The following is a 23997-nucleotide window of genomic DNA, read 5'->3' on the forward strand; positions in this document are numbered from 1 at the left end:
ATGAAATGGAGCTTCCAGAAAGTCACCGCGATGATTGTTGGCCTCGCCATTTTTCTGCTTGGTGGCTGGATCATGAATCTGGTGAAACTCGTGAACGGTGGCGATCTTCAGTTTGATGCAGGAATGACACTTGCGCGTGTCGTGGGAATTTTCGTTGTTCCGGTGGGCAGCATTCTCGGGTTCTTTTGATGCCGAATCCATTTTCGGCACTGTTAAAACAAATTGTTTAGCCAATTAACCAATTAGAGTTAACAACAAGGGCCACTGACGGCCCTTTTTACACTGAATGGAGAATGTATGTTTGAGATGACTACTTTATCGATTCCCGGTGTGCTCCCGGACAGACCATTGATGTCCTCAAAAGAAATCTCAAAGCTGACCGGTAAACGACACAGCGACATTCTTCGCGACATCCGTAGCGTGCTGAATGAGCTGTATGCCGACGATTACCATAACGCAAAATTGCGTTATGAGAAAAATCAGTTACTTACAATTGTTGAAGGCATTGTTGTCAACATCGATTACCGGGGAATGGAAGGCGAGTACATGCTCGACCGAAAGCATACCGATGTTCTCATTACCGGCTACTCGTTGAAGTACCGCGCTGCTGTCATTGAGCGCTGGCATGAGCTGGAAATGAGTGTTTCAAGCGGGGCGCTTTACGGTGCCTACCCCAGTATCCCGGAAACCTTTTCAGAAGCACTTCGACTGGCAGCCGATCTTGAAGAACAGCGTGCTGATCTTGAGCGCAAGCTGTCGGTGGCAAGGCCAAAAGCCATTCTCATGGACACCATTTGCGGCACTGCTGATGAGCTTTATGGGCTGAATGAAGCTGGTCGCATTCTCGGAACGTCCGGGGCTGTTCTGGGGGCGCTGATGGACTCGCTGGGTGATGTGTACGTTAAGCGCAAATACACCACTGTTAACCGCCAGTTCCTCAAGATCTTCATTGACCGCGGATATGGCAAAAACGTTGTCATCGGAAACGGACGCAACCAGGCCAAGTTCACCTTTAAAGGACTTTGCTTTGCTGCCGTGAAGCTAATTGCTGCCGGGAAAATTACCGCCAGCGCCATTGAGTATGAGCCTTGTCGTGAGCATGTCGAACGCGAAATGAAGGAATCCAAACGTCTTCATTAACCGTCAGTGTGGGCGTCCGCCTTTACGTAGCGTTTGCCCACCTTTTCAGTCACGCCACAATAACGCCATCGAGAAAACAACTTGTTTAAAAACATAAGGAAAAAACACATGTGCGAAAAATGCAAAAAAACTAATGCCAAAGTTGAAAGCGTGATTAAAAAAGTTGGTGCGGCCGAACTGGTTGAGATCATGGGTCTTGTGGTTGGTCACGAAGACGACGCCTCCCCTATCGACCGCCTTTTCAGCGTTCTCAAGTTCTCAAGCATGATTGATGATCCGATTGAAATTGTGATGCTGGCGCGTCATTTCGGCGAAGCGTATCTGGAAGAGAAAGAACGCGCCGACAAACTTCAGGCAACGCTGGAAATGGTAAGCAAGCCGAAGTGCTCACCGGATTCAGTCAAGGCAGATGAAACCAACGCCAGCAAAGATCGTGAAATCGCCGGGCTGAAGTCTTCTCTGGCGATGTTGCTGGCCGCCTTCAAACTGATGTCTTCCCAGGCTGGGTTCAAAATGCCTGAGCTGAACAGCGACGATCCGATAGCCGTTCGCCATCTGCTGGGGGCAATGGCCGACCAGCTTGACGACACCAAGAGCCGTCTTGAAGACATGATGCGCGAGCTGACCCATCGCCACGACCTGAACAAACAGCCGCACAAAACGCAGCACGTACACCACTAATATCTCACCTGCCGACAGGGGGCGAAAGCCCCCTTTTTTACGCCTTAAATCAGCTGCAACGCCTGTGAATGCTGCTTTTACGCCTTTTCAACTTTGGGAAAATAACACCAACAAGAAAACAATTTGTTTAATGGTGCAATCATGAATACAGCCCTTTCCATCATTGACGCTATCACCCCAAACACTGATATCGACTACCGGCAGGAAATGAACGTCATCCACGAAATTGTGGCCGAGTGCGAGAAAGAGATCGCATTCATGCATCAGGTTCACGACTTCGTTTATGGCGACGAACGCCACAACATGATTAACCGCCTGCTGCGACTCAACCACCGGCCGGATGACGAGCGCACACGCTTTAACAGAGCCTGGCTGGACAAAGTCGACCTGGAATGGGTGAAACAGAATATCTGGGCCGAGTACTGGAAGAAGGTCACGGATATGACAAACGTTCTGCTGATCATGCCAGCTTCCCGCCGCGACGAGTGGCGTGAGCAGTTTATCGAGGGCAAGCAGGAGACCATCAGGACTGACAGAACCGGCTACCAGATGAAGGTTAAGGAGTTCGTTGGTGTGCCGGAGTTCAAAGCAGAAACGGTCATCCCAACGATGCTCAATCTGCTGAATGACAGGCACAAATATCTATCTGAGCGCGTGTATGGCTTGTTTAAGGCGCTGAGTCCTGCCCACAAGACCAATAAGACGAACGGCTTTAGCGAGCGTCTGATCATCGCCAACTGCATTTCCGAGTTCTGGCGGGACAGCGTCAGCGTGAACTACCGGAAAGAGGACTACATCGACGACCTGCGCGTCATGCTTCATTTCTTCGCTCACAAAGAGTTCATCACCATCAACCGCACAACTGAGATGCTATCAGCTGCGTACCGGGCAAACGACTGCCAGACCGGTGACTGGATGAATGTCGACGGAAACCTGATGCGTGTGAAGATGTTCAAGAACGGCAACGTTCACTTTGAAATACATCCTGACGTGGCCTGGAAGCTGAATGAGGTGCTGGCTTACAGCATGCCTGCAGCAATCCCGGCGCCATGCCGTACTGCGCCCAAAACACGGGCACCAAAAGAGTTCGGGTTAATCCAGAAGACGATCTCCGAGCCGGTTCGTACCGCGCTGCGCGACGGGCGATTCAGCAAAGACAAAGGCGTCTGGTACTTTTCTGATTCCAACCTCCAGAAGTCGCAGGTGGAAGAGCTTGAGCGCACACTGAACTTCATTGGCGGCGTACAGGAGAAAAAGCACTGGCAGTTCCCGTATGAGATAGGCCATACGCTCAATACGATTGTGGCCACCGGCTTAATACCGGATACAAAATCACACCAGTTCTACCCTACCCCACGTTTGATAGCGGAGTACGTTGCCAGAGCCATTGAGCTGAAGCCAGGTGAGAAGCTGCTGGAGCCTGAAGCCGGGCGTGGAGATCTGCTGGCCTGCATCGACGCCAATCCGGAAGACGTTACCTGCATAGAAGTCGCACCTCTCTTCGCTGATATACTGCTTGGCAAGGGGTACACAAATACGGTCTGCTGCGACTTCATGAAGTGGTCTGAGGACAACGCAGGCTATCAGTTCGACAAAATCGTCATGAACCCGCCCTACTCTCTTGGCCGTCACAGAGAGCATACGCTGGCCGCGCTGGAGCATCTTAAAGTCGGCGGGCGACTGGTGGCAGTACTGCCGGGTGATGCGCCAGTTCTGAACTGGATGACGCTGGATAATTACGTTTATGCCAAAGGGAAGTCGTTTACTGACGAGTTTGAAGACACCGGAATCACTGTCAGCGTATACGTTTTCAAACGCGCAAAATGATAGGTAAATACTTACCTAATTTATGTAAGAATAGAGCCACTTTATCAGAGGTAAACACATGAGCGGAAAATCGAGAATTACATTCGCCAGCGTTAATCAGGCGAAGCTGCCATTTAATTTAGTGCTACAGGGGAACGCAGGAACGCCTGCCGGAACCATCAAAATTGACAAGGAGCTTGTGACGTTCGAAGGTAACTTTGATGAATCGGCGCAGGTTTTTATCGAACATCTGGCACGCCGTTGGAGCCAGCAGTGGAGAGACCTTGAGAAACGCGCCAATGAGTTTGACCGGTTCATGGGCGCAATGGACACAGCAAAAGAGGCTCTGGCTGCCGGCACTCCGTTAGATCTGGAGTCGCTTTTCAAAGGAGAGATGGCCTCTGCGATGTTCGCCACCATGTTCGCAGGTGAGTTCGTCCGCAGCGGCGCCAGAAATTACCTGGAGCTGGGGTACAACGTTCCTGAAATGGGCGAGTTTACCGTCACCATCCAGCGTAAAGAAGGTAAGACGCCAGGCGAACGCATCGCTGAACTTGAGGCCGTTGTGGATCAGCGTAACGGCGAGTGCGTCCGTTTGATCAACGAACGTGATGCGCTGCGCGAAGAACAGCTGAATAAAGGCTCGAACACACGCGCGGCCGCAGACATCTACTTCCAGTTGGTTGAGGAATGCCAGATCCCTCCAGGTGGCTCTTTGGTCGAGTACGTTCGCGAATTGCAGGAGAAAGCAGAGAGGTGCGCGGCATGAATGATCTGCTTGTCGAGCGAGTCTCCGCTTTTGTTAAGTCTCCGCTGGATAATCCCCTCACCCGTGGCGAGCAGATGGAGTTGGCAAGGTGGTTTCTGCATATCCATGAGCAGATGGAAGTTTTTAAACAGTTGCCGGATCTGCCCATTACAGACGGCCATGTTCAGCAGGTGATTAACAGCCACGAAAAAGGCTGGGCGATGATTGTGCCGTGCAAAATTACCTACGAGCTGGCTAAGGAAGTGCAGGCTAACAGAGCAAGGAGTAAGGAAGAGTAACTATGAAGTTGGGTAATGCCGTTTCGCTGTTTTTTACAGCATTACTGGAAGGTTTCAATTATCGCTTTTGTCCGGTCTGGGATAAGGCGCTGGATACGCTTATTGAGGAAGGAACGCTGCTTGAGGTGCGAAATGGGATCGCTCTGTTTGAGCGCGATGCCCAGCTATATGAAGTGTTCGTCGGGGCTGGCTTCAACCACTTCGGGCATCTTATTAGCTTGAATACCAAAGCCATCGACGAGAGCGTCATGCGCCGTCCGTCGTTCCGTGTAATGGATAAGCTGCAACGTCATGTAGATGCCGAATTACTCCGCGTAGCCAAAGAAAAAGAACGAGAGCTACAGACGATGATTGGATCGCATATCGCTGAGTAAATGAAGGCCACTATTGTGGCCTTTAACAATTTGTTTTCTACATTTTCTTATCTGTGAAAATAACTGCATCCAGAAAACAACGGAGTTAAGAATGTCCAGTATTTCCAAAGCCCATATGTTTGCCGCTGGCGCTCATGGCGGCGTTGGCCAGAAAAGAAAATATACCGGTGAAGACTACATCAACCACCCGGTTGCTGTCCGCGAGACTGTTGCCTGGCATGGTGGAACCGTGGAGATGCAGATCGCGGCGCTGCTGCATGATGTGGTCGAAGACACCCATGTCACCATAGAGATGGTTCGTGAGCACTTCGGTGAGCACGTAGCCGAAATGGTTCTGGCTCTGACCAACATTGCCAGACCAGAAGACGGCAATCGAATACAGCGCTTCATCATCAACGTCCGGGAGCTGGAGCAAACCCCAAATACCAATACCTTGAGCGTATCGTGAACGCGGTACGTGATGGACTGAAAGCGCTTGACGATCAAGCGAGAGAAGCAGTCGGTTAAGTGTTATAGTCAGGCGCTTTTATATTTATGGAGTGAATATGAAAAATATCCTACTGGCATCATTGTTGGTGGCATCGCCAGCTGCATTTGCAGCCAGCTTCGACTGCCAAAAGGCTTCGACAGAAGTCGAACACAAAATCTGCGATAACGAACGCCTGTCAAAATTAGATGAACAACTTAGCTCTACCTATTCTATTGCTCTCAAAGCGAACCCGGGGGATGCAGACACCCTAAAGACGGTTCAACGTCAGTGGATAAATATGCGTGGAAAACTCACTGATGATAAGGCTCTTGAGCTGGTTTATCTTATCCAAATTAATGGACTCAAGGGGTTGGATGGTTCGGCCAGCACAGCGGTGGTCAATGAGACACCGAAGCCGGTGCAGAAGCAGCCTGAAGTTCAGGAAAAGACAAGCAAGGCAGACGCAAAGCAGGCTAAGAGCGGTGATGAGCTAACTCTGGAGTCATTCCGAGCTAAGTATATTGAAGTTGACGGTGAATACTACAGCACGACATCCCTTCCCGGAGGGAGTTCGTTCTTATTCACCTGCGCCAGTCGCATTGCCGATGACCAAGTTAATGTCTGGAAGAAGTACGCAGCAAAAGAGGGCAAGATCGACCTTTTCTTTGAGCTTGAGACTCGAATACACACCGCGATGCTGAATGCCAATTTTCAGAAGCTGAATAGTGATTTAACTAAAACAGGCATTTGCGATCTGATTACCGCTGTTCCGTAAGCCAGATAAGGCCACTATTTGTGGCCTTAAACAATTTGTTTTATAGGTGGTGAAATTAATGGAACCCCAGGCGAACTAAATCCATTGGGCAGAACAGACCCTCCACACCTTCGATAGACACGCAGTCAGAACGGCGTAATTGTTCTTCTGATTTGCCTTCTCCGCAGATTTCCTTGATGACTCCCGTTGCACCATTCGTTGCCACCATCACTCGGCTGCCGGTAGTGATAGCGTTACGGTTGCGATCATAGGTCTTCATCGTTTCCTCCTTTCACTTGGGTCAAATCAGGTTTCAAAAATTGCCGCTTTTCATGTATGTGCGGTTTGCAAAATCTCAAGTTCCGAAACAAATTGTTTTCACCACCTTGTTATTCAATTAACCAGTAAAGTTGACCAGTACCGTAAAAAATACTACTGTTTATACATACAGTGTTGAGGGTGAACAATGGGTAGCAAGAATTCCAAATATGTGATCGTCTATAGGGGCGAAGCACTCGAGCACTTAATACCTGGACAGTTCGTTTTCTTCCAACGTAAAAAAGAATACGGCGATGGATTCTGGCTTGGTAAAACGCATGAGGACGGGTTCGAGTTTGTGCTGGAACAACCCACTTCACTTAGTTACGGGCTTGCGTATCTGATCAGTCTGTCTAGTGTTGAAGCGAGACATATGGAGTTTGTGGACGACATAGATGATTTTAAATTGACCTAATTACCCCTTAAACATTTTGTTTTCAGTCTTTTGTTATCTGAGATAATAACGCATATAAGAAAACAATTTGTTTAAGGAGTTGGTATGTTGAAGCTCACGGAAGTCTACAAAACGGCAGTGATCAGCACCGCTCATGTAACGGCAGCGGATTCAGAACGGCTACCCATTGCCTGCTTCGACCCACTTACTGATCGCGGGTTGAATTGGGTACACGGTACACAGTACGGCTGGATTGTTCGTGCTGGAATGCGAGGGAATGACTGGAAAGAAGAGCTGCGTGAGTATGGCATTTCCGAAGAGACGATCTCTAACATACAGACCATAGTGGATGCCGGCTTTGACGCGGTTCACTTCGATTGCGACGCCGAGCTGGTGGACGGATTACCTGGCTGGGACTGGTAAGCCTTTTTTTTTGTCGTGGACAGATCGGCTCTCCATGTGAGATACCAGATATCAGAGCCGATCTCATAAGGGACATTTTCTGCATGGAACTATTCCAGTACCTTCAGTCGCTATACCCGCAGCTGACCCCAAATAACAGCAAAATTCATTTAGCCAGCACCAACGAATATAAAGAAAACCCGATACAGGAGTTCGTGAAAGAGACGTTCGACGACTGGCAATGCCTGCAGAAGCTGAAAAGCTTCAATCGTACCTACGTTGTCTCTCTTATTCAGACTGAAGATAAGGCGCGATTTCTCTATGCTGGCACCTATCTCAACGTTGGGTGTTCTCTGACAGCATCACATGCAGTACCTGGCCGGAACGAAGACTACTATCTCTATCAACTGACACCTGTTCCTGAACTGGATGAATATCGTGGACGTTTGTATGTCAGTGCGGAGCGTCCTCGCAGATCTATTTTGAACGGCGAAACTCTTGCCGGAAAACTGCGAGTCGTTGAGATTGCGCCATCCTGTCTATCATTTGGCGAGTTTCCCGGCTACAAAGACGTAGTTCTGGACAGAGCCAGTCTCGGAACCATCATTCGGCAGGAGTTAAAGTCGTGGAGAACTGCACTGAGTATTGTCAAAGGCATCTACCTGCTGACTGATGTTGATGGCGAGAAGTTGTATGTTGGCCAGGCAAACGGCAAAGGCGGAATATGGGGAAGATGGAAGACCTACTTTAAAACGGGTCACGGCGGGAATGCTGGCCTGATTGAAGCGTTTGGAACCGGCGATGAGGAAAGGCTCAAGAATGTCACGTTCTCTATTCTGGAAATCATGGACATTAACAGTGACGCCTGCGAGATAAACCGACGAGAATCACACTGGAAACGCATACTGCTTTCTCGTTCAGTAGGACACAATAGGAATTGAGTTATTGTCGAAATTGTAGCGTTTTTGTTTACCCATATAAGAAAACAAGTAAATAACAAGGTCTATAATATCTTGACTAAGTAGTTGATCGGCCCACGAGTCAACCGATTACTGAAACGAGACATTTGAGAGGACAATATGACGGATACAGCTTTTTCAAAATCGCTACAAAAGGAAGTCGACCCTGAGCAGTACTTGGCACTTAAAAATTTAGATGACAGCTCAATTCATGCTGTCGCTCGCGAAGACATCATCTGTCCAATTTGCAAAGTTGGAGGTGGATCGTTCGTTAGAGCCTCCAGGAATGATGGTTATTACAAGAAGGCTCATTTCAGATTTACCGGTGAATCTGGTCAAGGCCACCATCCATCATGTGACTTCTACGGAGATAGGCTAACATCTGAGGTAAGGCAGCACCTTGTCACATTCACGAAAGATCGAACAAAGTATTCGCAGGTAATACGAAAACTGGTATGCGCCGGCATACAGGAAGGGATTTTTACGCAAGAAAAAATGTGGCAGATGAGGGAATGGTTCTTCAATAAGCGTAAGGACTCCACATTTGAAATATGGCTGGAAAAGGGTCATTTGGACTGGCTTGATTATATTAGCGGGTTACGTGAATCATATTTGGCATGGACAAACCCGGATATTATGCCTTTCTCACCCATTCAGGCTACTGTGCCTGGTTTTTCTTGGTCTCGTGCAATTGACAAAGAGGTGCTAAGAGTTCACATCAAGACTCTCCAGCAATTGCGTAAAATTTCAGTATCCCATAGAGACATTTCGGCAATCTTAGAACACATAGATAATAATCGTGGCCGTACAATTCTCGACCCATCGCTTTTGGAAGATGAGATAAATAAGACTTACAAGCTTACTGGGTTTGTGATGAGCAATTACATTGAGTTTAAGGCAAAAACGGTTAGCGACAGAGCATATGGAGAGGCTAAGTTTCTGGCATTTGCCGCACTGCTGTTATTCGTGTCTGATTGGGACCTCAACATTGCTATTGGTAAGTTTTCCAAGATTGCCAGAGTGAAGGAGGTTGATGACATGCTGGCTGGTAATTTCATTGGTCTTAACCCTTACATCCGGTACGACGTGGCTAAAGCTGTGAAGAAATTGCAGGATAACTGGCCGATTGAATACCAAGAGTTGGAACATTGGGATGTAGAAAAATCTATGCGTGAGGCATATGAAAAGTGGTGTTCGACAGAGCCAGAATTCGCTCCACCTCTTTTACCCGACCTGTATGTTACCCAACACGAGAAAGAAGTCGCACGAGACGAGGAAATCAGGCAGTGGATTAAGAACGGAGATGTTTGAGCACAACTAGCTTAATCAATCCGTTGACATTGGCGGTCACAAATTGAGGATTTCTATAAGAATCCGTTGATCGCCACTTTCCCCACCCATCCAACCTACCCCGGCCCAGGCGTGACAAGGCATTTAAGCCAATTACACCCATAAGAAAACAAATAAATAACACATCAACGAAAAGTCAACGCTTCCCCCTGATTTGGTCTAAAAAGTTGACGTTTTCACACGCCATCTCTTATACGCAAAATCCTGCGCACCAGAATCCATCTCCCTGCGACAAAACGTCAAAAACGACTAGTGATACCACCCAAAAACAAACACGCTCAGAAGCGCTCCCGTTGCGTTATATTGGACGTCTAAACAAGTTGTTTTCATGCACAAGAAAACAAGTTAACCACACCCACAGGAAACTCAGAGACGCCATTAGCCGCAATCCCGGAAACACCCACCTCTTCCTGTCAGGCTACCGAAAAGACCCACCTCTTTGCCACAGGCTACAGACCACCCACCTAATCTTCCCAGGCTACCGAGAACGCAGCTCGCGCACGTAAACCTCTACACGCCATTACCCAATACACGGAGAAGAACAGTCAGAACGAAACCCCGTACAACCCCAGACCAGAACAGGAACCGTCGCCATCTCGTTTACCCACCATTACCCCGAAAGAGAGCGCAAATTCCTGAATAGCAGGGAACGCCATTACTTCACATGCGGAGAACAGCAAAAGCGCCCTACTGCCATTACCCACACTTCCATCATTTCACGTAAACGAAGAGAAAAGCGCACCTGCCATTACTCCATACACGGAGAAGAACACTCACCAAAACGACGAGAACAACCCAGACGAAAACACAGAGAAAAACCGCCTCAAGAACAACGAAACCACATACGCCGGTAGAGAGAACAAACCACCCATTTCACCCAAAGGAATACTCGCCGTATAGAGCGTTATCAGGGGGAAGGTTTGCACGTTCATAGGAGAGAAAATACGTAGAGATTTAACTGGAGGTATAAGTGGGAAGGGGAAGAGAGGTATCGCTACTTTCTTCGTAGAAATTCAAGCCATAGTTTTTGTCACCCGTAATGTCTCTCTCCACCCCTTCGGTCAGCCTTCGGGCCATCCAGGGAAAAGGCCGTTTCCCTTTTCACGAACGGGAGCATCGCCGCAGGGTAAAGGCTGGAGGTTTTCAGGGAAACGGTGGGAATCCCGCTATACGAACCGGGAAAAGGCTGGCTGCCGGTCGGGAAACGGGTACATCCCGGTACAGAGCGAGGGACGGCTGCGGGAGTATGCCTTTTCCTCATTCACCTGAAGAGTGCGGGAATTGGTGAATCCCGCAGTTGAGCGTTGGGACCAGATCAGCTTCGCACGCTCATATCGGGAAGCTAGATCTAGTGTAAAGGGTTACGGGTTTTGGTGGTGAAATCGCCGAGGACGTTTATTCGAAAATCTCACTGCCCTGATTCGCATCGTCCCTGTTGTCCCACAAATCATCGAGCGCCTCTTCTCTTGTCCCGAAGGGGCCGGAGACGACAGGTGCGCTTGAACTGGTATCGTCCAGCTCTGTGTAAATCTGACCGTTAACCAAAACGACGCGTCCGACAGCGATGCCGCCATGTAGCAACTCGCCTCTTTCGGCGTCGATGCTGAAGTACCCGTCTGTGTAGTCTTTAGTGCTCATCACATTCCCTCTGAGTTAGCCAGATACATACATAGCAATAAATCGGCACAAGCACATCAGCCTTTAAGGAATTCTTTTTCCCCGATTTCTTATTGCGATAATAACACCAACAAGAAAACAACATGTTTAGACAATGGAGAAACACATGTACAAGCATCTGAATATCAGCATCACCCTCTGTGGCGAGGAAGAGTCCCCCGAGTGTGAGATCTCCCTCGATGACGTTATCCGTTCCCAGGATGTTGCTGGTCGCGTGGCGACGCTCATCTCTGAAGGATATAGAAAAGGGACGTTTGATTTCCATATCGAGGACAACCCAATGTCCGTCGCGTGGAACTGCACGACGTCAGAAACGAAGTTAGGGTGAAGAGATGATTAAGATGCCTGTGATGGTTGAGGTGTGGAGCGTGGATTCCCTGGCTGAGTGTCTGGATGCTGTGGGGCCGGAGTTGTACCGCAAGTTGTGGTCTTTCGTCCCGGCTGAAGGGGAATCACCCAAAGGGAAGGATATCTGGCATCTGCTCAGTGAAGATGAACAGCGGGAGCTGGTGGACGCGGTACACATCGAGTTCCCGGACGACGAAGATTAAGAGTGAGGCCACCAGCACGGTGGCTTTTTGCTGTTTGCAACCTCCGGGGCAGCGCAGCACCGTAACGCTATGCTTTGTAGCCGTTTTCTCGCTGGTATTGTTTACACCAACAAGAAAACAAGTTGTTTACGGAGTGAATTATGAAAAACGCGATGATCACCAAACTGAGCGCGGGCCAGCCACGTAAAGAAAAACCAACCGTAATGAGCCAGCTGACCCTGCTCGATATCATCGCCAACGGCACTGCCATTCGCCTGTTCAAAGAGACGCTGGTCTCGTTCGACAATGGTTCCCGCACGCGTTACGTAATGAGTGTGCGTCGCCAGAGTGGGAGAGGGTGGATGGCAAAACAGATCATCTGGCCGGAAGGAGAGCTGGAACAGGCGCTACTGGAAGCGAACAAAGTAGCCCAGCAAGAAATCCAGCGTGCCTCTCTCCTGGCGACAGCCTGACATGTGCAAAAGCGATTAGTCGTCACTACGACAGCCCCGTCCATCCTTCGGGGCTTTTTTGCTTACCCGTATTGTAAGTGCTTACCTATGACAATAATATAATCAGGTCAACAACAGGGAGACCAAAAATGACTGTAATTCGTGAAAACCTGGTTCTTGATTTGTACTATGCGTCAGAAACAACCTCAGGCGGAAAAGTTGCAAAACTGACCGCTATTCTGCGTGACAGCACGAACGGGACTGAAGTGCTCACCACCACCCTGATCCGCACCGGGACAGAAGAGGATTGGGTGTACACCGTAGGCTTCCAGAGCATCAGCGACGCATCCGAACCAATGCTGCTGAAACTGGAAACGTATTTCCGCGGCGTAGACAAAGAGATGTTTGAGAAGATGATGGTGAAAGCAGACGAGCTGTACACCTCCTACTTGAACCCGAGCAACACCTGGCTTGGACAATACGGTCTGCGCATCGTGTCCAACGAACCGGTTGAAAACTACATCCCGGAAAGCGTATTCGCTTAATCCCTCCAATGGCGCGTACCCCGCGCCATTTTCTTATCCCCGATAACAAAATGTTTTTTGCCTTATCCACAGTGCGATAATTACACCAACAAGAAAACAAGATGTTTACGCATTGAGGATATGCACATGACCGATTTCACTATCTCCCCTAAAGCTGAAAACGTATGGCTGGAATCCTGGCTCGACCTGTCGCCGGAAGAACAGCAGGAAATGGATCACGTTGAACAGGACGAACAATGTGATGCCCGCTTCTTCCGCTTTGAGGACAGCGTTTATGATATTGCCGACTTCATGCGCGATGACCGCTTCCCGGACTGGCACGCAGGCTACCCATTAAATGCCTTCGCCATGCTGATGATCCGCGTGGATGGCTCCGGCGATACCATCGACGTCGGTCTGCTCCACTAAGAGAACGAGGCCACCCACGCCGGTGGCCTTAAATGACCATCCTGTTTCCCGCAGGCTAAAAACACCCACCTCTTGTCGCCAGGCTACCGAACAACCCTCCGACTCCCTGCCGGCCACCAGCTGCCGGAACAGAACGCTTGGACGCCTTATGCGCGTAGCGATAATTAAACCAACAAGAAAACAAGTTGTTTAAAGGATTATCACCATGAACTTTATCGCTACTGTTAACACCCCTGCGCATGGCCATATTTCTGTGACGTTCTCTGATAACGAGAAAAGCGTGCTGGGCGCCTGGCGTGACAATGTAACCATCGAGCTGTCCGGGAAAGAGAAACAGCAGATCACCAATGACATTATCTGCAACCGTCGCCATAAACGCGTATTTGAAAAAGCGTATGTCTCCACTTCGGGATTTGGCGTATTCATCTTCCCGGTACGCAGCGGTCGCTTCTGCCAGTCAAAACTCATCGAGTTCGCCACGCAGATCGCGCTATGGGTTAAAACAGAATCCGGGTTCGACTTCAGCGAACAGGAAGCAGTGGGGGAGGGGATGCGTATCGCCAACAATGCCATCAAGTGCAAAAACGTCACCTACGAAGCAGGAATCGACTCGTGGAGTGTCTCGTGCGGGGAATACGTGAAAGAGGTGTACGGAAAGAACCGCATTCACATCCTGACTGGCAAGTAAGAGGGGAGGGGCTGGAAACGCCCCTTTCTTTTCGTCCACCAGCTGCCGCAGGGATATTCAGAAACGGCCAGAGGGCTGTCCGGGGAACCGAAGGGAAACGGCCAGGGAATTTTCGGGAAACGGCTGGGTTTGCCTTTATGTAGAAAACAGAGCGGGAGAAGTCCAGAATCCTGCCAGAAAATATCGCAGGGGCGCTGGGGTAACGCTGGTGGAGTTTCAGCCCCTGAGCCATCCAGATAGCTTTCGCTATGTGATTATGTGAATCCGTGGGTAAACCACTGCAAGCGCGTACACGTCGCGCCAACGTGCCAATGATACGCGAGCGCCCACGGATAGCGCCAACATTGCCGACACGTCCCGAAGGATAGCGCGGATCACGTCGCCAGCTATCGCCAGACGATCACGCCCACGACACGACAAAATAAACCACGCGCTAAAACGCTGTAAAACGCGCTATAACGTGTTTTTTATTGTGGGTAATGGGTATGACCACCACACATAAAAACGCGTTAAATTGGCGCGTTTATGGCGCTTATTTTGGGTCTGTTTTGGCTGACTTCAGACAATAAAAAACGCGCCAACAATGGCGCGTTATGATGTGCGGATCTTGAAACGAAAAAAGCGCCCACTATGGGCGCTATTGCTTAAATGCTGTTTTGCAGTTTTCCGATCATTTCAGACAAGCGCAAATATTCACGTTTGCGTTTACAGTCTCTTTTGCTGTTAAGCAAATCAGAAAACGTAAAATTTAATTTGTCACGTTGCGCTTTTAAGTCGCCGATTAATTCAAGTTTATAAGCGCGATATTTTGCGCGATATTCCGCGCGGATCTGGTCATAACTAATCATGATTTTTATCCTTAAAACTAGCGCCCATAGTGGGCGCTATATCCATCTAATTACGCTTTGAAAGCATCAGCCAGATAGTTATAAAAATCATTCTTGATAAAGCGATATTGTTGCGATCCGTTTTTAGCAGCGCCCATTCCTTTTATTTTCTCGACCAGTCCGAGACGTTCACACAAATTGATAAGCTGATTGGCTTGAGTGTAGCCAGCGTCTAATTTAATCTCACATGCTTTTTTAGCTTCATTCATTAAATCGAATACAGCGCCATTTGTGAATGTTTCTAATTCATCATTAATCATTTCGATTAATGCGAATACGCGAGATCCGGACATATCAGCGACGGAATAAACGCATTTACCAGACTTGATAGACTTAACCAGATAAACCAATTTTTCGAGTGAATAGCTATTGGTCATAGCTTCGCGGAAAAACACTTCTGGCGCTTGTTTGCTTGCTTTAATCGCGTAGTAAAAGACACCAGCTAATTTCTCATCATTAACAGCGTTTAAAACGTTGTTGGTGAAGTATGCAAGTTTGGTAGTCGCTGCAAGCATGTTAGCTTTATCTGCTTTTGTGTGCGTACCATTCTGATAATGATTGTTATAAGTCTGAGTAGCGTTATTGGCTGCAACTTGTAATTCATTAGCGATAACTACAGCAGCGTCGATGATGGATTTTTTAGAGATAGCAACGTTAGACATGATTTTAATCCTTATGTAATATTGATAACTTAATTTGTTATTTGTTTATCGTTAGCGTGTTCGCTTTCGATGTGACTAATTATCGATATACAGAAATTAAAATCAAGAGTTTTTTACGCGGGAACGAAAAAATTTTTCTTCAATAAAAATCAAAGTCTTAGAAATAAAACGCGTTTTCTCGAAGGTGTTGCCTAAATAAATTCCCTATTCGGTCATTCACCCTTATATATTTAAAATGGAATAGGGATTAGGGGAAATAAATATAACGGGAAGTGACACATAAAATAATAACCGGACTTAGCCGGTTATTACCCTTATAGATTTAAAACGGTAAAATCCGTTCGACCCAATCGAACATGACGACTGTCTTCCGTCCGTCCCCCATGTTGAGCGTGACCTGGCAAGCGTCAACGCCTGAAGACACACCCTCAATTTCACGGCCATCCGCCATGTAGACCCTTATAGACTTCTGCATCTCATGAGCCTGGCGACAAATTTTGAAGAAATCACGGCGAGATGGCCGATTGTCCACATAGTCTGGGTGTACCGTTGTCCGACCCGTGAAATCGTGCGCAATGCCTTCTGTCACACCTGATTCAATCGTACTGATTCGCTCAAGTGGGAGCCTTATACGATTTTCTTTGTCGAACGGGGCAGGGCAAAGATCGACTTTGTTGCGCGACGACATGAGACCCTGAACGTACATGCAGAACACCTGACCATCTTCCATCGTGACCCTTACAGGAATGAGAGACTTACGCCAGAACATCAGCGCCTTCTCCACGTTGGTGTAATCGCGCGGCCAGACTTCTGCAGGAATCCCGTAGGTGATGTCAGTAATATTCGTCATATCGTCACAGTGTCGTTGGTAGGATATCGATGTCACCTGCGTTGCTGGTGAACACCCGGAAGACTTTCGTCTCGCCAGCTTTGGTGATGGTCTCGCGTTCCTGACGAGCAGGGTTCAGTGCGCACAGTCCGGCGCCTTCCAGTGAAGCGCCAACAATCCATTGCCCGGCATCCAGATGGAACGTCGCTTTTTCACCGGTCTCCAGCTTTGCAACCGTCTCACCATTGATGAAGATGGACGCGTCACAGCCCGCACCTATCATACCTTTGTCCCTCATAACCACCAGCGTGGTTGGTGCAGACGTCTGGTATTTGAAAACTCTGGCCTGCGGCGCCGGTTTTGCATCGGCTACAGACACAGGGCGGGATGAACATGCACTCAGGAGTAAAACGGGGATGGTAATCAGTGGAAGTAGAACGTGTTTCATGGCTTGAACTAAATCCTTATCACTTCAACGAACAAGGCGTCTTGCGACGCCCTTAATGCTTAATCGAGACGTTTGAGAATATCGGCCAGATCTTCTTTGGTCATGCCAGAGGATTCGTAAATCTTCATGACCTTTTCACGGGCCTTTGCAGAAGCCTCTAATGACGTAGCTGCCTTATCAAAATCAGCCATCGTCATGTTGGACAGCACCAGATTGATGATGTCTGCCTTTGACAGCTTAATATTGCGTTCACGCAGTCGATTCTGAAAGGTTTCCAGCTTGTCGTTTGCTTTTTCGGTTAACTGAACCTGGCAGTGTATAGCGCGTTTCTCGCTCATGCTTACTCTCTATTCAAAACAGTGAAATCGAATGTGCTACCCACCGGCAAAACGCCCTCGGCAAACCCAGGCGTCGTGTCGATAATGTGCTTCCGCTCATATGAATGCGACATGAGATATTTGTTGCTCACGTCGATAAAGTCGGTAATAAAGCACACGTTAGCCTGATTCTTTTTGGCTCGAAGACCGCGACCAACACGTTGGCGCATCTCAACTTCGGCTTTGCCGCCACCACCCAGAATCACCGCCCCTACGCTTGGAACGTCGACACCAACATCCAGAATGGTTGAACCAATCAGAACATCTATCTTGCCTGCCGCCAGACTGTTGAGCTTTGCTTGTCGGGTAGTCTGGTTTGATTCTCCGTAGATGAAATCGACCTTCAGGCCGCTTTCCTTCATCATTTCCATCAAAATCTGACCATGACGCTTCAAACGAACCAGCGTCATACAGTTCAGACCGTGACTTTTGTACATTAACGCTTCGCGCACAATAGCCTCGTTGCGGCCCAGATTGTAAACGATGCCTAACTGATAGGCTTTCTGGTAAGCCGTACTCATTCCAACCCGAAAGTTCAGGTGTTTCGAAGCAAGTTCAGCCCTAATCCGCACCTCGTCTGGAGTGTACGCGATTTTATGATATAGAAAGTATGGTTTCGCTAAAATACCTCGATCGATCAAATATTTCTCCGTTACCTTTATCTCAATGCGGCCGGCAACGGCCATGAGACGCATATTTGCCTCGGTCGAGTCCTTCATGAACGGCGTAGCTGTCAGCGCCAGACGGTAATCGGCATTGATGCACAACCGGGCGATATCGTAGAAGTTTGAACCAGATGATTCGTGTGCCTCTTCCAGAATCAGCAGAGAAACGCTGGACAGAAAGCGCTTAACCAGTTCCCGGCGCTTCAGGTGGTACTGTTTTTTCTCCGGTGATGCGTCGCGCGGTGGCTCTTCGAGAAAACTGGCCAGGGTCTGCACCGTGGCAACGTTGATATGGCGCGAGACCTGGAACTCACCAGATCCAATCACCCCAACTTTCTGGCCTTTCAGCCACGGCTCGCCATTCTCCGCGCGGTAATCGATGGATTTCTGGAAGTTCTCTGCCATCTGGAACATCAGAACCGAGCGCGTGGTTAAAAACAGCGTCATACGACCAATGCGAGCAGCTGCCTTACACGCTACGTTCGATTTACCGCCACCCGTCGCAATCTGGGCAATCATCATCCCTTCGCGCACCAGTGTTTCCACAGTCTGATCCTGATACGCATAGTCCGGGTTATACGGGAATGGGTTAACTACCGGGTTCGGCTTGCCCAGCGCGGGGGCTTTTTCCTTACGCACATGCACGCATTTTATGCCAGCTTTCAGAAGGTTGGCTGCTACTGGCTTCGCAAACCCAGCCGGGAATGCGTTTTTGCTCCAGTTGAACATCGTGCTGGTTCCTTTCCAGTCACCAGCCTCCACTTCATAGCTCAACATCTCCTGAACGAGCCGTTTCACGTTGTCATCAGCGCCAGAAATCAGCGCATTGACTGCATTCGATACAATCCGAACTGTCATAAACCTCTTTCCTTCGTGCCTTTTGTATGGTAATTGGCTATTATAGTAAGTAAGTACTTATACAATGGATTGTATCAGAATTATGGATGTGAAAATTACGATTCTGCAGGTGGAAGTCGCGAACCTGCGTCCGAATCCCTGGAATACCAACTCCGTTGGGGCGCAAAACTTCGAAAAACTGAAAGGCTCTATCGAAAAATTGGGCTTTTTTAAGCCAATTCTGGCGCGGGAGCTGGACGGGGGCGTTTTTGAGATCCTCGGTGGCGAACACCGCTGGCGTGCCGCGATGGAGCAGGGCATTTCAACGGTTCCCGTCATCTCCGTGGGCAAAATTAACGACCTGGTGGCCAAACAGATGTCCCTCGTCGATAACGAGCGCTACGGCGAAGACGATCAGGTCGCTTTGCAGCGCTTAATCGAAGAAATCCAGTCTGAAATCGACTACCGGTTGTCCGATATCGCCCCATATGACGACGAAATGGCGGCAACACTCGCCAAAGCGTCCGTTATCGATCTTGAAGCGCTGGAAGCGCTCTCCCGTGGCGATGACGAGCCGGTCGATGAGGACAAACGCGATAAAACCGAGCGAGTCGGCGCTGAACACCAGACGATGCGCTTCAAAGTGACGTTTGATGCGTCAGATCGCGTCGCCGACACCATCAAAACCATCATCAAAGAGCAGGGAATCAATACCGGTAACGAAATGGAGAACGCCGGGGAAGCCCTGGTGTGGCTGGTCGACTACTACAAGGAGCGTATGTAATGACCAAAAACTTTGAAATCGTCTATCGAAACCCGGCAGAACTCATCCCGTATGAGATGAACGCCAAAAAACATGACGAACAGCAGATCCGCGACCTGGCGGCCGCCATCAAAAAGCGCGGTTTTGACCAGCCGATCACGGTCGACAAGCACGACGTCATCATTACTGGCCACGGTCGTCGCGAGGCGGCTCTTCTGGCTGGTCTGGAGCGTGTGCCGGTCATCGTTCGCGACGATCTGAGCGAAGAAGAAGTGAAGGCGAAGCGTCTGGAAGACAACCGCCTGGCCAGTATTGACTACGACGCCATCAAATTGCAGCAGGAACTGGAATCCCTGGTGCTGGGAGAGGTCGAGGTCTTCGGTTTTGAAGAGCGCGAGCTGAACGTGCTTGTCGGTAGCATGACCGAAGAGATGGAAACCGGCTCTCTGGTGCTCGATCTGGGCGAAGAGACGGAACGTCAGAAAGAAGAGCACACCGAGATCAGTCGCGAAGTGGCCGCTGAAGAAGTCCGCGTCATCGACGTATTGGGCTTTAAAACGCTCCCGGCAGGCTCTGCCATTGTGGTTGGGGATTTGCTTGCCCACATGGAAGAAATCACGGGAGAGAGCGGGGTAGACGCTTTCGTGGCGTATGCGGAGAAAGTTTCTTCTGGGGAGCTGGCTGCATGAGCAAATACACCATCAACGTATCGTTTCAGACCCGCGTGAACAAAACCACGCGCACGCTGGAGATTGCCGAATCGTTCGGTCTTGGCCTGGACGAAAAAGAGTGGACGCTTTACGACAATCTGGAGCTGGAAGTGAAGCAGGGCGATGTGGTGTACATCACCGGCCAATCCGGTTCCGGTAAATCCGTTGTGCTGCGCGAGCTGCAACGCCAGATGAAGGATGAAGGGCTTTCTGTAGCCTCCATCGATGACTTTACCTTCGACAATGAGGTTAACGTCATCGACCAGCTGGGCAAAACCACCAGCGAAGCGCTGGGGCTGCTGTCTATGGCCGGATTGAATGACGCCTATCTCTTTGTGCGCAAGCCATCCGAGATGTCTGACGGCCAGAAATACCGTCTCAAGATCGCCAAGCTGATCGAGTCCGGCGCGAAAGTCTGGGCGGCCGACGAATTTGGCGCTGTTCTCGACCGTGTAACCGCTCAGGTTGTGGCGTCGAACCTCCAGCGTGCCGCCCGTAAGGTTGGTGCGACGGTAATGGTGGCGACGACCCACGAAGACCTGAAGAACGCGCTGCGCCCGGATATGCAGATCACCAAGCACTACAAAGAACGCGTGAAGGTGGAATATGCCTGATTTGAAGATCGTAGAGCTGAAGCCATCGAAAGAGGCTGACAACAACAACGTTGAAGTCATCCGCCTGCTGGAAGAAGCACTCCAGTACGCCAGAGAAGGCAAAAGCCAGAGCCTGGCGCTGCTGATGATCAACAACGACGGCAGTGTTCTGGATTGCTGGCATAACGGTGGGCGTCCATACGTCATGGTTGGGGCGATGGAATCGCTTCGCCTGGACTTCATCAATGCCAATATCGAGCGCAGGTGATCGACATGACAGACATCATCATCAAACGCTACCGCCCGGAAGAGTTCCCGCGTCATCTGGACTTTCTGGAGCGTATGACCGTTACCAAAGGCACGGTTGAAGACTGGCACGCGCTGAAGTCGCTGCACTACAAGACGGATGGTAAGCCGTTCGCGCCAACGTATTATCGCTGCGAACTGGACGACCGGCTGGTGGGCGTCGTGGTTATGGCTTACCCGAAACTGCTGCTGGCGCCTCGCCATCGCATGTTTCCTAAGCTGAAGCCAACCACCAATACCACCGTGGCCAACCAGTATTGGGGGCGGTACGTGAACAACAACTTTGCGGTGATCAGCCGTTCCGTTGTGGACACTCAGTACCGCGGCGTCGGCGTCTCCTATCGAATGATTAACCTGGTTAGCAGGATGCACGACCGGCCAATCATCGAGATCCAGTCGTCGATGAGCAAATACAACCCGTTCGCCATGAAAGCAGGGTTCCAGTTCATCCGTCCGGAGCGTCCGAAGAGCTATGAGAGTGCGTTGCGCGTCTTCCAGCGTCATTTCCGTTCCGACCCTGGCGACAACGAAGCGATCGTCAAAGAGCTGTTCGCCATGAGCGAGTCTCGCCGTCGTCGTGCGCTGCGTGATCTGGTCGCTGACTACCACAAGAACAGTTCCCTGGCCAAAGCCGGGCGTAATCGTGGCACGACGATTCAGGACATTGCCGACAGTCTGGTGGACGAGGCCAGCATCGTGAAGCTGCTCAAGGACATTCACAACCTGAGCTTCACGTCTCCGCTGTATGGCGTGTACCGAAACCCGGACTTTGGTCGTCAGCTGCCGGACACGCTGCCACTGCTGGCATTCGACAAACAGCCTTTGAATAAACCTCTTGAAATTGCATTACCGGCATAAGGATTTGCCATGACGTTGACCGACAAACAAAAAGACATCATCAAAACCATCAATTTAGGCCATGAGCGTGGGTATCTGCTCGATCTGGACGAGCTGCTTGAAGTGCTGCCGTACAAAACGACCAAACAGAGTATGCAGTTCTCTATCCGCGCACTGGTGAAAAAGGGGCTGGTGGAGAAAGGAATGTGCCGCCAGCGCGGTGATTCCGGCTACCACCGTCGCACGCTGGGACTGACCACTTTAGGTCGTGCCAGAGCCAAATTACTGGTGATGTAAGTCGGTCTGGGAGCCAGTTTGAGAGCCTGCTTCCGTATATATAAATACTAAGTGACTTATTAAATATATACGGAAGCAGGTTCTGAATACTCCCCAGCCCGGTTTTAAACACCCAGAAAACAAATTGGTTAGGCACAGAATTAAACAAGTTGTTTAGGAGCGCAAGGATGCGCTCTGAGTGTTTTAGAGGGATCTATGACTGTAGAAAAAGACGAGAGCAAAACTCGCCTGACGCCAGCTGAGTGGGCAGAAGCCGAAGCAAAGTGGACTTCCGGCGAATACACACTCTCCAAGCTGGAGGAAGAGTACGGCATTCGTCGTGAAACGCTCTCCAGACATTTCAAAAAGCGTGGATTAGAGAAAGGCGCGGACTCCGTTGGGAAGATGGTGCGCGAGTCGCTCAAATCCGACGCAGAGCTGCGTGCGAAGGCGCGTGCAGAGAAAATCGAAGAGCGCCGGACTCGTTACGACGATTGGGCATTCGCACTCGGTCGGATGGTGATGCATGAGGTGGCCACAGCCAAGAAGGACGGCAAGCCACTCGCAACCATCGAAGATGACCTGAAGAGTCTCCAGCGTGCCAGCGGCACACTCGCTAAGTGCTTCGAAATATCCTCGAAAGCGCTCGGTATGGATCGCGCTGAGAACGAAGAAGACGAAATCCCGAACCTGGTATTTGGCGAACTTACGCCTTCCCAGGTGGCGCAGCTGCGTAAGGAAGATGATGAGCCGGATCTGATTGATGACGATCTGCTTGAGTCACTCGAAGAGGAAGCACTGAGCGAAGCAGAGGGCGATTCTGACGCGTCTGGTGATGAAAGTGATGGGAGCGTCTAACTATGGCCATCCCGTCGTCTCTGAGTCTCGTACAGCTGCATTCTGGGCAGATGCAAGTCTTCCAGTCGCCACATCGTTTCAAAGTGGTGTGTGCGGGTCGACGCTGGGGTAAATCCCGGTTGTCGATCTCCACCATCATCCGCGCGGCAGCCAAAGAGAAAAAGCAACGTGTCTGGTACGTCGCACCGACTTACCAGATGGCTCGCCAGATCTTGTGGGATGACCTGCAGGAAGTTCTGCCTCGTAAATGGGTTCGTAAGAAAAACGACACCACGATGACCATCGTGCTGAAGAACGGCTCTGAAATCGCGCTGAAAGGTGCGGATAAGCCCGATACGCTTCGTGGTGTGGCACTGCACTTCGTGGTGCTCGATGAATTTCAGGATATGAAGCCTGACACCTGGTACAAGGTACTGCGTCCGACACTGTCCTCTACCCGTGGCGGTGCGCTGATCATCGGTACGCCAAAAGGCTTCTCCGAGTTCCACAAGCTGTGGACTATCGGTCAGAACAAAGATTTGCAACGCAAAGGGCAGTGGAAGAGCTGGCAGTTCGTTACGGCCGATTCTCCGTTCGTACCGAGCGCGGAAATCGAAGCGGCGAAGAACGATATGGACCCTAAATCGTTCGCGCAGGAATACCTGGCCAGCTTCGAAAACATGTCCGGACGCGTTTACTACCCGTTCGACCGCAATGTGCATGTGAAGCCACTCCAGTTCAATCCGAAACTGCCGATCTGGGTTGGTCAGGACTTCAACATCGACCCTATGTCATCGGTCATCCTGCAGCCGCAGCCAAATGGTGAGCTGTGGGCCGTGGACGAGGTTGTGCTGTTCTCATCCAACACGGCTGAAGTGTGTGATGAGCTGGAGCGTCGTTTCTGGCGCTGGAAGTCTCAGGTCACTATCTTCCCTGACCCGGCAGGTGCGTATCGCCAGCACGCACGCGGTGAATC

General features: G+C 50.0%; 34 protein-coding genes and 1 pseudogene. 27 read left to right on the plus strand and 8 right to left on the minus strand.

All coding sequences use genetic code 11. The features are described from left to right. From BH712_RS24070 to BH712_RS24110, 9 genes are all read left to right on the plus strand, one after another. Positions 1-189 carry a hypothetical protein gene (locus BH712_RS24070; RefSeq protein ID WP_000872126.1) on the plus strand — a complete coding sequence of 63 codons (189 nt, stop codon included), beginning with the start codon at positions 1-3 and terminating at the stop codon, positions 187-189. A gap of 108 nt (positions 190-297) precedes the next feature. Beyond that, a complete protein-coding gene (locus BH712_RS24075) occupies positions 298-1140 on the plus strand; it encodes a Rha family transcriptional regulator (RefSeq protein ID WP_000462606.1) in 843 nt (280 codons plus the stop codon). Between the two features lie 108 nt (positions 1141-1248). Then, positions 1249-1821 carry a hypothetical protein gene (locus BH712_RS24080; RefSeq protein WP_006812544.1) on the plus strand — a complete coding sequence of 191 codons (573 nt, stop codon included), beginning with the start codon at positions 1249-1251 and terminating at the stop codon, positions 1819-1821. A 141-nt stretch (positions 1822-1962) separates the two neighbouring features. After that, positions 1963-3648, plus strand: coding sequence for a DUF4942 domain-containing protein (locus BH712_RS24085; protein ID WP_006812543.1), 1686 nt, complete (start codon positions 1963-1965; stop codon positions 3646-3648). A 58-nt stretch (positions 3649-3706) separates the two neighbouring features. Then, positions 3707-4396 (plus strand): hypothetical protein, encoded by a 690-nt coding sequence (locus BH712_RS24090; protein WP_006812542.1) that lies wholly within the window; start codon positions 3707-3709, stop codon positions 4394-4396. Next, the gene (locus tag BH712_RS24095) at positions 4393-4674 is read left to right on the plus strand and encodes a hypothetical protein (RefSeq protein WP_006812541.1); all 282 of its coding nucleotides are present in this window, start codon (positions 4393-4395) and stop codon (positions 4672-4674) included. Before BH712_RS24090 ends, BH712_RS24095 begins: the two co-directional genes overlap by 4 nt. A gap of 2 nt (positions 4675-4676) precedes the next feature. Beyond that, on the plus strand, positions 4677-5048 hold the full coding sequence (locus tag BH712_RS24100) for a hypothetical protein (protein ID WP_006812540.1): 372 nt from the start codon (positions 4677-4679) through the stop codon (positions 5046-5048). Between the two features lie 91 nt (positions 5049-5139). Next, positions 5140-5496, plus strand: a complete 357-nt coding sequence (locus BH712_RS24105; RefSeq protein ID WP_006812539.1) for an HD domain-containing protein — start codon at positions 5140-5142, stop codon at positions 5494-5496. Between the two features lie 97 nt (positions 5497-5593). Further along, entirely contained in the window at positions 5594-6292 is a 699-nt protein-coding gene (locus tag BH712_RS24110; protein WP_006812538.1) for a lysozyme inhibitor LprI family protein, read from the plus strand. Between the two features lie 55 nt (positions 6293-6347). Here BH712_RS24110 and ydfZ read toward each other — a convergent pair whose 3' ends face one another. Then, positions 6348-6551: a putative selenium delivery protein YdfZ gene (ydfZ, locus tag BH712_RS24115; RefSeq protein ID WP_006812537.1), complete on the minus strand. Its 204-nt coding sequence runs from the start codon at positions 6549-6551 to the stop codon at positions 6348-6350. Between the two features lie 186 nt (positions 6552-6737). Between ydfZ and BH712_RS24120 the strand changes: the two genes are divergently transcribed. From BH712_RS24120 to BH712_RS24135, 4 genes are all read left to right on the plus strand, one after another. Continuing rightward, entirely contained in the window at positions 6738-7004 is a 267-nt protein-coding gene (locus BH712_RS24120) for a hypothetical protein (RefSeq protein WP_006812536.1), read from the plus strand. A gap of 84 nt (positions 7005-7088) precedes the next feature. Next, positions 7089-7406 carry a DUF5983 family protein gene (locus BH712_RS24125; protein ID WP_006812535.1) on the plus strand — a complete coding sequence of 106 codons (318 nt, stop codon included), beginning with the start codon at positions 7089-7091 and terminating at the stop codon, positions 7404-7406. Positions 7407-7489: 83 nt separating this feature from the next. Beyond that, complete coding sequence (locus BH712_RS24130; protein ID WP_006812534.1) at positions 7490-8326, plus strand: GIY-YIG nuclease family protein; 837 nt, start codon at positions 7490-7492, stop codon at positions 8324-8326. A 138-nt stretch (positions 8327-8464) separates the two neighbouring features. Continuing rightward, on the plus strand, positions 8465-9655 hold the full coding sequence (locus tag BH712_RS24135) for a hypothetical protein (protein ID WP_006812533.1): 1191 nt from the start codon (positions 8465-8467) through the stop codon (positions 9653-9655). Positions 9656-11089: 1434 nt separating this feature from the next. On the opposite strand, the gene BH712_RS24140 is transcribed toward BH712_RS24135, so the two are convergent. Beyond that, entirely contained in the window at positions 11090-11332 is a 243-nt protein-coding gene (locus BH712_RS24140; protein WP_006812532.1) for a hypothetical protein, read from the minus strand. A gap of 145 nt (positions 11333-11477) precedes the next feature. Here BH712_RS24140 and BH712_RS24145 point away from each other — a divergent pair, with 145 nt between their 5' ends. The 6 genes from BH712_RS24145 (at position 11478) to BH712_RS24170 (ending at position 13994) form a co-directional block, all read left to right on the plus strand. After that, the gene (locus BH712_RS24145) at positions 11478-11699 is read left to right on the plus strand and encodes a hypothetical protein (protein WP_032655918.1); all 222 of its coding nucleotides are present in this window, start codon (positions 11478-11480) and stop codon (positions 11697-11699) included. 7 nt (positions 11700-11706) lie between these two features. After that, the gene (locus tag BH712_RS24150) at positions 11707-11922 is read left to right on the plus strand and encodes a hypothetical protein (RefSeq protein ID WP_160859106.1); all 216 of its coding nucleotides are present in this window, start codon (positions 11707-11709) and stop codon (positions 11920-11922) included. 140 nt (positions 11923-12062) lie between these two features. Beyond that, positions 12063-12374, plus strand: coding sequence for a hypothetical protein (locus BH712_RS24155; protein ID WP_006812530.1), 312 nt, complete (start codon positions 12063-12065; stop codon positions 12372-12374). A gap of 128 nt (positions 12375-12502) precedes the next feature. After that, positions 12503-12898, plus strand: a complete 396-nt coding sequence (locus BH712_RS24160; protein WP_006812529.1) for a hypothetical protein — start codon at positions 12503-12505, stop codon at positions 12896-12898. A gap of 126 nt (positions 12899-13024) precedes the next feature. Then, entirely contained in the window at positions 13025-13306 is a 282-nt protein-coding gene (locus BH712_RS24165; RefSeq protein ID WP_023180884.1) for a hypothetical protein, read from the plus strand. 205 nt (positions 13307-13511) lie between these two features. Further along, complete coding sequence (locus tag BH712_RS24170) at positions 13512-13994, plus strand: hypothetical protein (RefSeq protein WP_006812526.1); 483 nt, start codon at positions 13512-13514, stop codon at positions 13992-13994. 644 nt (positions 13995-14638) lie between these two features. Here BH712_RS24170 and BH712_RS24180 read toward each other — a convergent pair. The 6 genes from BH712_RS24180 to BH712_RS24205 all read right to left on the minus strand — a co-directional run bounded on the left by BH712_RS24180 (position 14639) and on the right by BH712_RS24205 (position 18720). Beyond that, on the minus strand, positions 14639-14842 hold the full coding sequence (locus tag BH712_RS24180; protein ID WP_006812525.1) for a hypothetical protein: 204 nt from the start codon (positions 14840-14842) through the stop codon (positions 14639-14641). A 50-nt stretch (positions 14843-14892) separates the two neighbouring features. Further along, entirely contained in the window at positions 14893-15543 is a 651-nt protein-coding gene (locus BH712_RS24185) for a hypothetical protein (protein ID WP_006812524.1), read from the minus strand. A gap of 322 nt (positions 15544-15865) precedes the next feature. Further along, entirely contained in the window at positions 15866-16393 is a 528-nt protein-coding gene (locus BH712_RS24190) for a transcriptional regulator (protein WP_006812523.1), read from the minus strand. A gap of 4 nt (positions 16394-16397) precedes the next feature. Then, complete coding sequence (locus tag BH712_RS24195; RefSeq protein WP_000683475.1) at positions 16398-16820, minus strand: hypothetical protein; 423 nt, start codon at positions 16818-16820, stop codon at positions 16398-16400. Positions 16821-16879: 59 nt separating this feature from the next. Continuing rightward, positions 16880-17158, minus strand: a complete 279-nt coding sequence (locus BH712_RS24200) for a hypothetical protein (RefSeq protein WP_001291547.1) — start codon at positions 17156-17158, stop codon at positions 16880-16882. A 2-nt stretch (positions 17159-17160) separates the two neighbouring features. Next, positions 17161-18720: a DEAD/DEAH box helicase gene (locus tag BH712_RS24205; RefSeq protein WP_006812522.1), complete on the minus strand. Its 1560-nt coding sequence runs from the start codon at positions 18718-18720 to the stop codon at positions 17161-17163. A gap of 59 nt (positions 18721-18779) precedes the next feature. Here BH712_RS24205 and BH712_RS24210 point away from each other — a divergent pair. The 8 genes and pseudogenes from BH712_RS24210 to BH712_RS24245 all read left to right on the plus strand — a co-directional run. Next, positions 18780-19483: pseudogene (locus BH712_RS24210) on the plus strand (ParB/RepB/Spo0J family partition protein). Then, on the plus strand, positions 19483-20151 hold the full coding sequence (locus tag BH712_RS24215; RefSeq protein ID WP_006812520.1) for a ParB/Srx family N-terminal domain-containing protein: 669 nt from the start codon (positions 19483-19485) through the stop codon (positions 20149-20151). The pseudogene BH712_RS24210 and the gene BH712_RS24215 overlap by 1 nt, the downstream one beginning before the upstream one ends. Continuing rightward, a complete protein-coding gene (locus BH712_RS24220) occupies positions 20148-20786 on the plus strand; it encodes an ATP-binding cassette domain-containing protein (protein WP_006812519.1) in 639 nt (212 codons plus the stop codon). Before BH712_RS24215 ends, BH712_RS24220 begins: the two co-directional genes overlap by 4 nt. Next, on the plus strand, positions 20779-21033 hold the full coding sequence (locus tag BH712_RS24225; protein ID WP_001113021.1) for a hypothetical protein: 255 nt from the start codon (positions 20779-20781) through the stop codon (positions 21031-21033). Before BH712_RS24220 ends, BH712_RS24225 begins: the two co-directional genes overlap by 8 nt. Positions 21034-21038: 5 nt before the next feature. Continuing rightward, positions 21039-21929 carry a hypothetical protein gene (locus tag BH712_RS24230; RefSeq protein WP_002211789.1) on the plus strand — a complete coding sequence of 297 codons (891 nt, stop codon included), beginning with the start codon at positions 21039-21041 and terminating at the stop codon, positions 21927-21929. Between the two features lie 9 nt (positions 21930-21938). Next, positions 21939-22205, plus strand: coding sequence for a hypothetical protein (locus tag BH712_RS24235; RefSeq protein ID WP_006812518.1), 267 nt, complete (start codon positions 21939-21941; stop codon positions 22203-22205). Between the two features lie 195 nt (positions 22206-22400). Further along, positions 22401-23042 (plus strand): hypothetical protein, encoded by a 642-nt coding sequence (locus BH712_RS24240; RefSeq protein ID WP_006812517.1) that lies wholly within the window; start codon positions 22401-22403, stop codon positions 23040-23042. Positions 23043-23044: 2 nt separating this feature from the next. Beyond that, on the plus strand, positions 23045-23997 hold a 953-nt coding region (locus tag BH712_RS24245; RefSeq protein ID WP_071850083.1), incomplete at its 3' end, for a phage terminase large subunit.

This window comes from Enterobacter hormaechei ATCC 49162 (assembly GCF_001875655.1).
GTDB classification, from domain to species: Bacteria; Pseudomonadota; Gammaproteobacteria; order Enterobacterales; family Enterobacteriaceae; genus Enterobacter; species Enterobacter hormaechei.

What these genes read in the sequence shown, in the direction of transcription:
- BH712_RS24125 (WP_006812535.1), top strand. Translation starts at nt 7,089, where the DNA reads ATGTTGAAGCTCACGGAAGTCTACAAAACGGCAGTGATCAGCACCGCT.
- BH712_RS24080 (WP_006812544.1), top strand. Translation starts at nt 1,249, where the DNA reads ATGTGCGAAAAATGCAAAAAAACTAATGCCAAAGTTGAAAGCGTGATT.
- BH712_RS24095 (WP_006812541.1), top strand. Translation starts at nt 4,393, where the DNA reads ATGAATGATCTGCTTGTCGAGCGAGTCTCCGCTTTTGTTAAGTCTCCG.
- BH712_RS24110 (WP_006812538.1), top strand. Translation starts at nt 5,594, where the DNA reads ATGAAAAATATCCTACTGGCATCATTGTTGGTGGCATCGCCAGCTGCA.
- BH712_RS24185 (WP_006812524.1), bottom strand. Translation starts at nt 15,543, where the DNA reads ATGTCTAACGTTGCTATCTCTAAAAAATCCATCATCGACGCTGCTGTA.
- BH712_RS24230 (WP_002211789.1), top strand. Translation starts at nt 21,039, where the DNA reads ATGACAGACATCATCATCAAACGCTACCGCCCGGAAGAGTTCCCGCGT.
- BH712_RS24100 (WP_006812540.1), top strand. Translation starts at nt 4,677, where the DNA reads ATGAAGTTGGGTAATGCCGTTTCGCTGTTTTTTACAGCATTACTGGAA.
- BH712_RS24075 (WP_000462606.1), top strand. Translation starts at nt 298, where the DNA reads ATGTTTGAGATGACTACTTTATCGATTCCCGGTGTGCTCCCGGACAGA.
- BH712_RS24090 (WP_006812542.1), top strand. Translation starts at nt 3,707, where the DNA reads ATGAGCGGAAAATCGAGAATTACATTCGCCAGCGTTAATCAGGCGAAG.
- BH712_RS24135 (WP_006812533.1), top strand. Translation starts at nt 8,465, where the DNA reads ATGACGGATACAGCTTTTTCAAAATCGCTACAAAAGGAAGTCGACCCT.
- BH712_RS24145 (WP_032655918.1), top strand. Translation starts at nt 11,478, where the DNA reads ATGTACAAGCATCTGAATATCAGCATCACCCTCTGTGGCGAGGAAGAG.
- BH712_RS24240 (WP_006812517.1), top strand. Translation starts at nt 22,401, where the DNA reads ATGACTGTAGAAAAAGACGAGAGCAAAACTCGCCTGACGCCAGCTGAG.
- BH712_RS24205 (WP_006812522.1), bottom strand. Translation starts at nt 18,720, where the DNA reads ATGACAGTTCGGATTGTATCGAATGCAGTCAATGCGCTGATTTCTGGC.
- BH712_RS24105 (WP_006812539.1), top strand. Translation starts at nt 5,140, where the DNA reads ATGTCCAGTATTTCCAAAGCCCATATGTTTGCCGCTGGCGCTCATGGC.
- BH712_RS24170 (WP_006812526.1), top strand. Translation starts at nt 13,512, where the DNA reads ATGAACTTTATCGCTACTGTTAACACCCCTGCGCATGGCCATATTTCT.
- ydfZ (WP_006812537.1), bottom strand. Translation starts at nt 6,551, where the DNA reads ATGAAGACCTATGATCGCAACCGTAACGCTATCACTACCGGCAGCCGA.
- BH712_RS24130 (WP_006812534.1), top strand. Translation starts at nt 7,490, where the DNA reads ATGGAACTATTCCAGTACCTTCAGTCGCTATACCCGCAGCTGACCCCA.
- BH712_RS24085 (WP_006812543.1), top strand. Translation starts at nt 1,963, where the DNA reads ATGAATACAGCCCTTTCCATCATTGACGCTATCACCCCAAACACTGAT.
- BH712_RS24200 (WP_001291547.1), bottom strand. Translation starts at nt 17,158, where the DNA reads ATGAGCGAGAAACGCGCTATACACTGCCAGGTTCAGTTAACCGAAAAA.
- BH712_RS24140 (WP_006812532.1), bottom strand. Translation starts at nt 11,332, where the DNA reads ATGAGCACTAAAGACTACACAGACGGGTACTTCAGCATCGACGCCGAA.
- BH712_RS24225 (WP_001113021.1), top strand. Translation starts at nt 20,779, where the DNA reads ATGCCTGATTTGAAGATCGTAGAGCTGAAGCCATCGAAAGAGGCTGAC.
- BH712_RS24220 (WP_006812519.1), top strand. Translation starts at nt 20,148, where the DNA reads ATGAGCAAATACACCATCAACGTATCGTTTCAGACCCGCGTGAACAAA.
- BH712_RS24165 (WP_023180884.1), top strand. Translation starts at nt 13,025, where the DNA reads ATGACCGATTTCACTATCTCCCCTAAAGCTGAAAACGTATGGCTGGAA.
- BH712_RS24195 (WP_000683475.1), bottom strand. Translation starts at nt 16,820, where the DNA reads ATGAAACACGTTCTACTTCCACTGATTACCATCCCCGTTTTACTCCTG.
- BH712_RS24180 (WP_006812525.1), bottom strand. Translation starts at nt 14,842, where the DNA reads ATGATTAGTTATGACCAGATCCGCGCGGAATATCGCGCAAAATATCGC.
- BH712_RS24120 (WP_006812536.1), top strand. Translation starts at nt 6,738, where the DNA reads ATGGGTAGCAAGAATTCCAAATATGTGATCGTCTATAGGGGCGAAGCA.
- BH712_RS24155 (WP_006812530.1), top strand. Translation starts at nt 12,063, where the DNA reads ATGAAAAACGCGATGATCACCAAACTGAGCGCGGGCCAGCCACGTAAA.
- BH712_RS24190 (WP_006812523.1), bottom strand. Translation starts at nt 16,393, where the DNA reads ATGACGAATATTACTGACATCACCTACGGGATTCCTGCAGAAGTCTGG.
- BH712_RS24070 (WP_000872126.1), top strand. Translation starts at nt 1, where the DNA reads ATGAAATGGAGCTTCCAGAAAGTCACCGCGATGATTGTTGGCCTCGCC.
- BH712_RS24215 (WP_006812520.1), top strand. Translation starts at nt 19,483, where the DNA reads ATGACCAAAAACTTTGAAATCGTCTATCGAAACCCGGCAGAACTCATC.
- BH712_RS24235 (WP_006812518.1), top strand. Translation starts at nt 21,939, where the DNA reads ATGACGTTGACCGACAAACAAAAAGACATCATCAAAACCATCAATTTA.
- BH712_RS24160 (WP_006812529.1), top strand. Translation starts at nt 12,503, where the DNA reads ATGACTGTAATTCGTGAAAACCTGGTTCTTGATTTGTACTATGCGTCA.